The organism is Johannesbaptistia floridana (genome assembly GCF_057440575.1).
In genome coordinates this window covers 1-6701 of sequence record NZ_JALKVM010000359.1, presented here as the reverse complement: position 1 = coordinate 6701, position 6701 = coordinate 1, and the positions used below count along the sequence as shown (strand labels likewise).

Sequence of the window (6701 nt, the reverse complement as noted above, 5' to 3'; positions counted from 1 at the left end):
TCTAAGGCGCTCTCCGCTTTCGCTGGCAATTTTGAGTAAGTTTATTGCACCCCTAGTCTCAGATCTTGCATCTTTACCCCAAAGTTACTTGTGGTGGTTAAGTTTTGAAGTAATGAGTTTTGAAGTAATGAGTAATGAGTTTTGGAGTTTTGAAGTCTTTACGTCTTTAAGTAATGAGTTAAAGAATTAATGCTCAAAGCTTAAAAATTGGTTGACCGCATAAGGGCGGTCATCTATCGCCCCGGATTTAAAATCCGGGGAACGGATGACCTTTGCTACTTTTCTTAGGCGAAAGAGAAATGAACTTTTTCTGAGGTTAATTTAGTACATAAGTTCTGGTGCAAGATAAGATATGAGCTAGTGGGAAGCTCCTAAGAACAGCGATTCCTAAGATCAAAACTGATCATTACATATTATGTGTTAAGTACAATGCGTTATACTGCGTTAACGCACCCTACTAATGTTTTGTATTTATACCAAATCAGGTTGACAAAACCCTGCTCAGAAGCTCAGAAGCTCCCGGCTTCTCCTCAGCATTTTCTTTCTCAAGAACGAAATAGCCCTGTTATTATACTGACACCTGACACCTCATATCAACAATTAATCAATTTGTTTGAGAAATTCTGTTTCAGTGATTAGGGGACTTTCAGTAAGTCCTTGGTTAACAAAATTTTCGAGTATTTCAGATGTTAAATTAGATAAAAATTGACTGTGGGTAATTTCGATATATCCCTGGTTTTGCAGTTGATAAAAGGTAATTTTATTTTGTCTCCAGAACCAAACTTCTTTAACACCTAAAGCTTGATATTTGTTAAGATCATCAATGCTCCCACTAGACAATATAACTTCAATCGCTAAATCAGGAATATCTTTATCTGTATTAAAGGCAAAACTTAGATCAGGTTCTTTTGCAGCTAGGGGTTTATTTTCCAATCGAGTAGAGCCCATGGGAAAATAAGGTAAATTGAACTTTCTACAATAAGCATATACTAAAATACCAATAGTTTGGGCAATTCTTTCATGATTTTTACTAGGAGACACTAAAGTAATTACTCCATGGAAATAAGAAACTCTATAGCCTAGGTATTCTTCTGAATTAAATTTTTCATAGTCTGTCCAAGTCATTCCTGCTAAACTGAAAGTTTGGTCTTGTTTTTGAAGGTAGTCAATATTTAGGGGAAGCTTAGTATTGATTAACATACAATCATTTTATTTTAACTGAAGAAAATCACTCAGGATTTTGATTTTGATTTTGTTCTTCTATTTGTTTCCTGAGAACATTGAGACGAGATTCTGCTTGATTGAAATCCGGTTTAATCGCTAAAGCTTGTTGATAACTTTCGATAGATTCAGGTAATCTTTGTAAATTTTCTAAGGCACAAGCTTTATTATACCAAGCTTGGTAATGGTCAGATTTAATTCTTGTAACTTGGTCCCAAGCTATTATCGCCTCTTCCCACCTTTGTGATTTGTAGAGTATCTTAGCCAAATCATTCCAAGCTATATAATTATTACCATCAAGTTCCACAGATTTTGCATAGTTATTCAACGCTGCTGGTAATTCTCCAAGATTTTCTAAGGCACTGCCCTTATGGTACCAAGCTTCAGCTAAATTGGGAGAAATTGCTATAGCTTGATCATAACATTCTACCGCTCCTCTTAAATCTCCTTGGCTGAGTTTTTCATAACCTTTTTGTAGCCATGTTTTTCCATCTGGTGAATCAGTTGATTTAGTTTTTGTTTGGAATTGTAACATTTGATTAACTAGTGCTTCAACCAAATGTTCGGGATTACTTCCCTCTAATCCTAATTGTTTAGCTAAAGCTTCTGCTATCTGAGGATTTTCATAAAGATGGGTCAATAGTTGATCTGGAGTTAAAGCTTCAACTGCTTTATTATCAGAAGGGGTTTCCTGATTTGTTGGCTGCGTTGGTGGTTTAGTTTCTGGGGTAGATTCAGAACTATCAGATCCTGAATATTCCCAAATTTGGTTTTGGCGTTGTTGTCTTTGTCGATTCAGTAATTCTTTGCCAATCTGATAAGATTCTTGTCCAATACGTCGAATTGGCGGCAAAAATTCCGTTAACTGTCCAAAACGGACCATTCTAACCGCTAATTCTTGATTAGGTGCCCGAGAAGCTAAAACTTTTTCCCCAAAACGTTCTAACCAAGCTACCCAGCTACTTTGATCGCTGCGATCGCCTATCTTATAGAAAAATGAAAGTACTCGTTTTTGATGCCAACCACTATTAACCCCTTGAAGGAGTTGACTAAACAAAAATTCATAATCTGTATCGCTTAAGGGGGGTTTCGAGTCTGAATGATCCGCTAGAGAATTCCGAGATCCTTTAGATTGTGTAGATTGTGGTCTAATTAAAGCTAGTAAACTATTAAAAATTTGCTTAAGCGATTGCCAGATTTGCCGGAGCATTCTTTTTCTTCCCTTTTTGCTGCTGTAAAAACTACTAAATTAAATGGCAAGATATAAATAAGCATATCTTGCCTCTATTGTATCTGTTTATGACCATGTCTTACGAACCTCTCCACCAAAAATATCGTCCTCAAACCTTTAGTGAACTAGTTGGTCAAGAGGCGATCTCCACCACTTTGAGTAATGCCATTACCAAGGGTAAAATCGCTCATGCCTATTTATTTACAGGTCCTAGAGGCACAGGAAAAACTTCTTCTGCTAGGATCTTAGCAAAATCTCTCAATTGTTTTGAAAGTAAAAAACCCACTCCCCATCCCTGTGGAAAATGTGAGGCTTGTCGAGGTATCTCCCAAGGAAGTGCCTTAGATGTGATTGAAATTGATGCTGCTTCTAATACTGGAGTAGACAATATTCGCGAAATCATCGAACGCTCACAATTTGCCCCAGTACAATGCCGCTACAAAGTGTATGTAATTGATGAATGCCACATGCTGAGTACAGCAGCTTTTAATGCTTTACTGAAAACTTTAGAAGAACCACCACAAGCCGTAATCTTTGTGCTGGCGACAACAGATCCTCAGAGGGTACTCCCCACAATTATTTCTCGCTGTCAGCGCTACGACTATCGGCGTATACCTCTAACGTCAATGGTAGAACATTTAGCTAAAATTGCTAAATTAGAAGAGATAAATATCAAGAAAGAAAGTTTAACTCTAGTGGCTCAAATAGCTAACGGTGGTCTGAGGGATGCCCAAAGTCTTTTGGATCAACTTAGCCTATTAGAAGGAGAAATTACCACAGACAAGGTTTGGAACTTAGTCGGGGCAACTCCAGAACAAGATTTAATTACCCTCTTAGAAGCGATCGCCGCTCAACAACCTGTAGAGATTTTAGCCCAATGTCGCAATATTCTTAACCGAGGCAAAGAACCTCTAATTGTTTTACAAAACTTAGCTAGTTTTTATCTCAATCTCCTGATTGCTAAAACTGCACCCCAACAAACAGAGTTAGTAACCGTAACTCCTCAAACTTGGAAGAGATTAATAGATTTAGCACAACTATGGGAAGTCACAGATATTCTCAAAGGAGAAAAATATCTCAAAGATAGCGAAGTACAAATCAAAAATACCACTCAACCTCATCTTTGGTTAGAATTAACTCTCTTGGGATTGATTCCTACAGAAATCAATAGGAGTCAAACTTCTGTATCAGTAACAGCATCAACCTCACCTGCATCTACCCCTACTCCAACTACTAAGCAATCTGAGAAAATTGATTCCACAACAGCATCAACATCACCTACATCTACTCCCACTCCAACCACTAAGCAATCTGAGAAAATTGATTCTACAACAGCATCAACATCATCTACATCTACTCCCACTCCAACCACTAAGCAATCAGAGAAAATTGATTCTATTTACATCGATGGTTCTTGTTTAGGTAATCCTGGACCTGGTGGTTGGGCTTATGTAGTTTATTCTTCTCAAAAAGCAATTCAAGAAACAGGAGGATATGAACCCGACACTACTAATCAGAGGATGGAATTATCAGCGGCGATCGCTGCTTTAGATTACCTAGATGAGATAGATTATACTAGTCCCATAACTATTTATACAGATAGTCAATATGTAATCAAGGGTATCACTCAATGGATACAAGGCTGGAAGAAAAAAGGCTGGCAAAACAGCAAGAAAGAGCCTGTAGCTAACAAAGACCTGTGGATTCGTCTAGATTTGCTTAATTCTGAATTAAAGGTGACGTGGAAGCATGTATATGGACACCAAGGAAACGAAGGAAATGAACGCGCTGACACCCTAGCGAGATCTTACGCAAGTAGAACAAATCGAAGCCAAGATGAACCTCCACCAGCTAAACCTGCTGAAACAATAACTAAAGAGACTATTTCTCTGGCAGAAATTTGGCAAAAAGTTTTAGATACAGTTAAATCCCTCCCCACTCGTACCCTTTTAAATCAACAAGGGGTTTTACTCAGTTTTGATGGTACTGTAGCTCGTGTAGGTGTCAGTAGTGAAAATCTGATCAAAGTACTTGAAACAAAAATCCCTGAAATAGAGGCAACTTTTGCTGATGTTTTTGGTACTCCCATCAAAGTTAATTTGGAGGTATCTAATTTCCCCAAGGAAAAAAAAAATAGTTTAGTCTCTACTTCTTCCCCCCCTCCGAATCCTTCACCGAAACCAAATCCAAATATAGAGGTAAAATCAACACCACCATCTGCTGTCAACCAACAACAACCAAAAACCGTATCTTCTATTAAGGAAGTTGAAACAATTGTCACGGAGGTTAAGTCGCCAAATGCCGTAAACATCACAGAAAATATTGAAGATATAGATACTCTAGAAATGGATAAAAAGCTACAAGCTGCCGCTGAAACTATCGCTAGGTTTTTCCAAGGAGAAATTCTTGATGATTAATTAAGTAGGTGGGCTTAATTAAAAGTTAAAATGAGTGAGGGAACGTCCACCAAGACAGGAAGAAGGAATAAAATGTAACAATTTACACCATAATCCCGAAAGAGTCGTTATTTTACTACAAATGTTAAGAGTGAAAGATCTGAGGAACAGGGAATAATAATATCTGAGGCTCCCTGTTCCCTCTATATTTTGGCAATTATTTTTTGGCAATAATCCAAACGGCATGAACAATTCCCAAAATATAAAAGCCTAAAATTGTTAACAAAACGTTAATCCAAAAATCTTTACCAAAACCAACTTCTAGAAAAACTCCCAGAGGTGGTAGAAAAATTGCACAAATTATTTTGATTGCATCATCCATGATGATATTTACCAACTTCACAAGATTTACTCATACTATTGTGTCTGGTTTTTAAGTAAAGTGGCTATTTTTTCCGAAAAAATTAACATAATTGTCAACTTCTGCGGGCTGAAGCCGCGCAGCTTGGACGACCCAACGTCTGACTAAGAGTTGGCGCTTACCAAAAGCCAAAAGCCATAACACCTCCGGGTATTTCCCTAGCTCGGACTATTTGTTGGCTTCCTTGGGTGGAAGCACTGCGTAATTGCAGGACACAAGGCTTTTGGTGGTCTTAGGGACTTACAACTTGTAAAACAAGGATTATCTCTTATGTTGCGAGTACCAGTTCAAAATCCCGATGGTTCTCCGGCAATGCCTACCAAAGCATCGCGGGCACGCCGTTGGGTTAAACAAAACAAAGCTACTGAGCATTGGAATGATGCCGGATTGTATTATATTCGATTAGTTGCCGAGCCATCAGGCCGTGAGACTCAGAAAATAACCGTCGGTTGCGACCCGGGCAAGAATTATACAGGAATTGCTGTTCAGTCCGCAAAGTTTACGCTTTTTACCGCCCATTTGGTTTTGCCGTTTGACCGTGTTAAAGAAAGACTTGGTTCTGCGGTTATTAAAAAAGGAAAGGTTAAAAAAAATGTCAGAGGCCGAGCATTACAACGCCGGGCGCGACGAAGTAGAAGAATTAACAGGAAAGTGCCTTTTAATCAGCGTGCCCACCGAGAAAAACGATTTGATAATCGTGGCAAAATGGGTAAAATAGCTCCATCTATTCGAGCTTCTCGGGAAATGGAGATGAGGATAATTAAAGAATTGTCCCAAGTCTTCCCTATTAGCAAGATTGTTTACGAACTGGTTAAAGCTGACGTAGATTTAACCAGTAATCGTAAGGGGGCGCGTTCTGGCAAAGGATTTTCCCCTGTAATGATTGGGCAGAATTATTGCGTCGAAAAACTCAAATCTATCGCCCCAGTTAAAACTGTTTATGGTTGGCAGAAAAATAGCAATGGAACTAGCCAAATCCGCAAATATCTGGGATTAGAAAAAATTAAAGATAAGAAAGCTCAAGTCCGAGAATCTCATGCTGTTGACGGCATTGCTTTAGCGGCAAGCGAATTTATCTGTTATGGGCTAACTGCTAGGAAAAATTCTGAGACAAGGATCTGGAAAGGTTCTGTCAAAATAACTCCTTGCATTTTCAAGGTAATAACTAGGCCAGCTTATTTTCGTCGTGCCTTGCACTTTGATAATGCAGAAAAAGGCGGTATTCGTAAACGCAAAGGAGGGACTATTACTCCCTTTGGATTACGATACGGTGACAAAGTTATGGCTGAGAAAGCAGGAAAAACTTACATGGGATGGGTTGGAGGTTTTACTGATGCTAAGGCCAAAAATATTAGCGTTTACGACCACAATTGGCAGCGAATTGGGCAATTTTCTCTCAAGAAAGTTATGTTAATTCGTAGGTCGAATAAAC

6 protein-coding genes are annotated in these 6701 nt (G+C 38.6%); 3 read left to right on the top strand and 3 right to left on the bottom strand.

Annotated features, from left to right (window positions below; genetic code table 11):
* Positions 1-190 (top strand): hypothetical protein (locus tag MW688_RS19915; RefSeq protein WP_486737761.1); only part of this gene is annotated, 190 nt, incomplete at its 5' end.
* Positions 191-600: 410 nt separating this feature from the next.
* Here MW688_RS19915 and MW688_RS19910 read toward each other — a convergent pair.
* Positions 601-1200 (bottom strand): Uma2 family endonuclease, encoded by a 600-nt coding sequence (locus MW688_RS19910; RefSeq protein WP_486737760.1) that lies wholly within the window; start codon positions 1198-1200, stop codon positions 601-603.
* 28 nt (positions 1201-1228) lie between these two features.
* A complete protein-coding gene (locus MW688_RS19905) occupies positions 1229-2431 on the bottom strand; it encodes a tetratricopeptide repeat protein (RefSeq protein WP_486737759.1) in 1203 nt (400 codons plus the stop codon).
* 95 nt (positions 2432-2526) lie between these two features.
* Here MW688_RS19905 and MW688_RS19900 point away from each other — a divergent pair, with 95 nt between their 5' ends.
* A complete protein-coding gene (locus tag MW688_RS19900) occupies positions 2527-4869 on the top strand; it encodes a DNA polymerase III subunit gamma/tau (RefSeq protein WP_486737758.1) in 2343 nt (780 codons plus the stop codon).
* 196 nt (positions 4870-5065) lie between these two features.
* Here the strand turns inward: MW688_RS19900 and MW688_RS19895 are convergent, their stop codons facing one another.
* Positions 5066-5230, bottom strand: a complete 165-nt coding sequence (locus MW688_RS19895) for a YqaE/Pmp3 family membrane protein (RefSeq protein WP_486737757.1) — start codon at positions 5228-5230, stop codon at positions 5066-5068.
* A gap of 309 nt (positions 5231-5539) precedes the next feature.
* On the opposite strand from MW688_RS19895, the gene MW688_RS19890 reads away from it, so the two are divergent.
* Positions 5540-6701 (top strand): RRXRR domain-containing protein (locus MW688_RS19890; RefSeq protein WP_486737756.1); only part of this gene is annotated, 1162 nt, incomplete at its 3' end.

Coding starts and splice junctions, on each gene's coding strand:
- MW688_RS19910 (WP_486737760.1), bottom strand. CDS start 1,200: ATGTTAATCAATACTAAGCTTCCCCTAAATATTGACTACCTTCAAAAA.
- MW688_RS19905 (WP_486737759.1), bottom strand. CDS start 2,431: ATGCTCCGGCAAATCTGGCAATCGCTTAAGCAAATTTTTAATAGTTTA.
- MW688_RS19895 (WP_486737757.1), bottom strand. CDS start 5,230: ATGGATGATGCAATCAAAATAATTTGTGCAATTTTTCTACCACCTCTG.
- MW688_RS19900 (WP_486737758.1), top strand. CDS start 2,527: ATGTCTTACGAACCTCTCCACCAAAAATATCGTCCTCAAACCTTTAGT.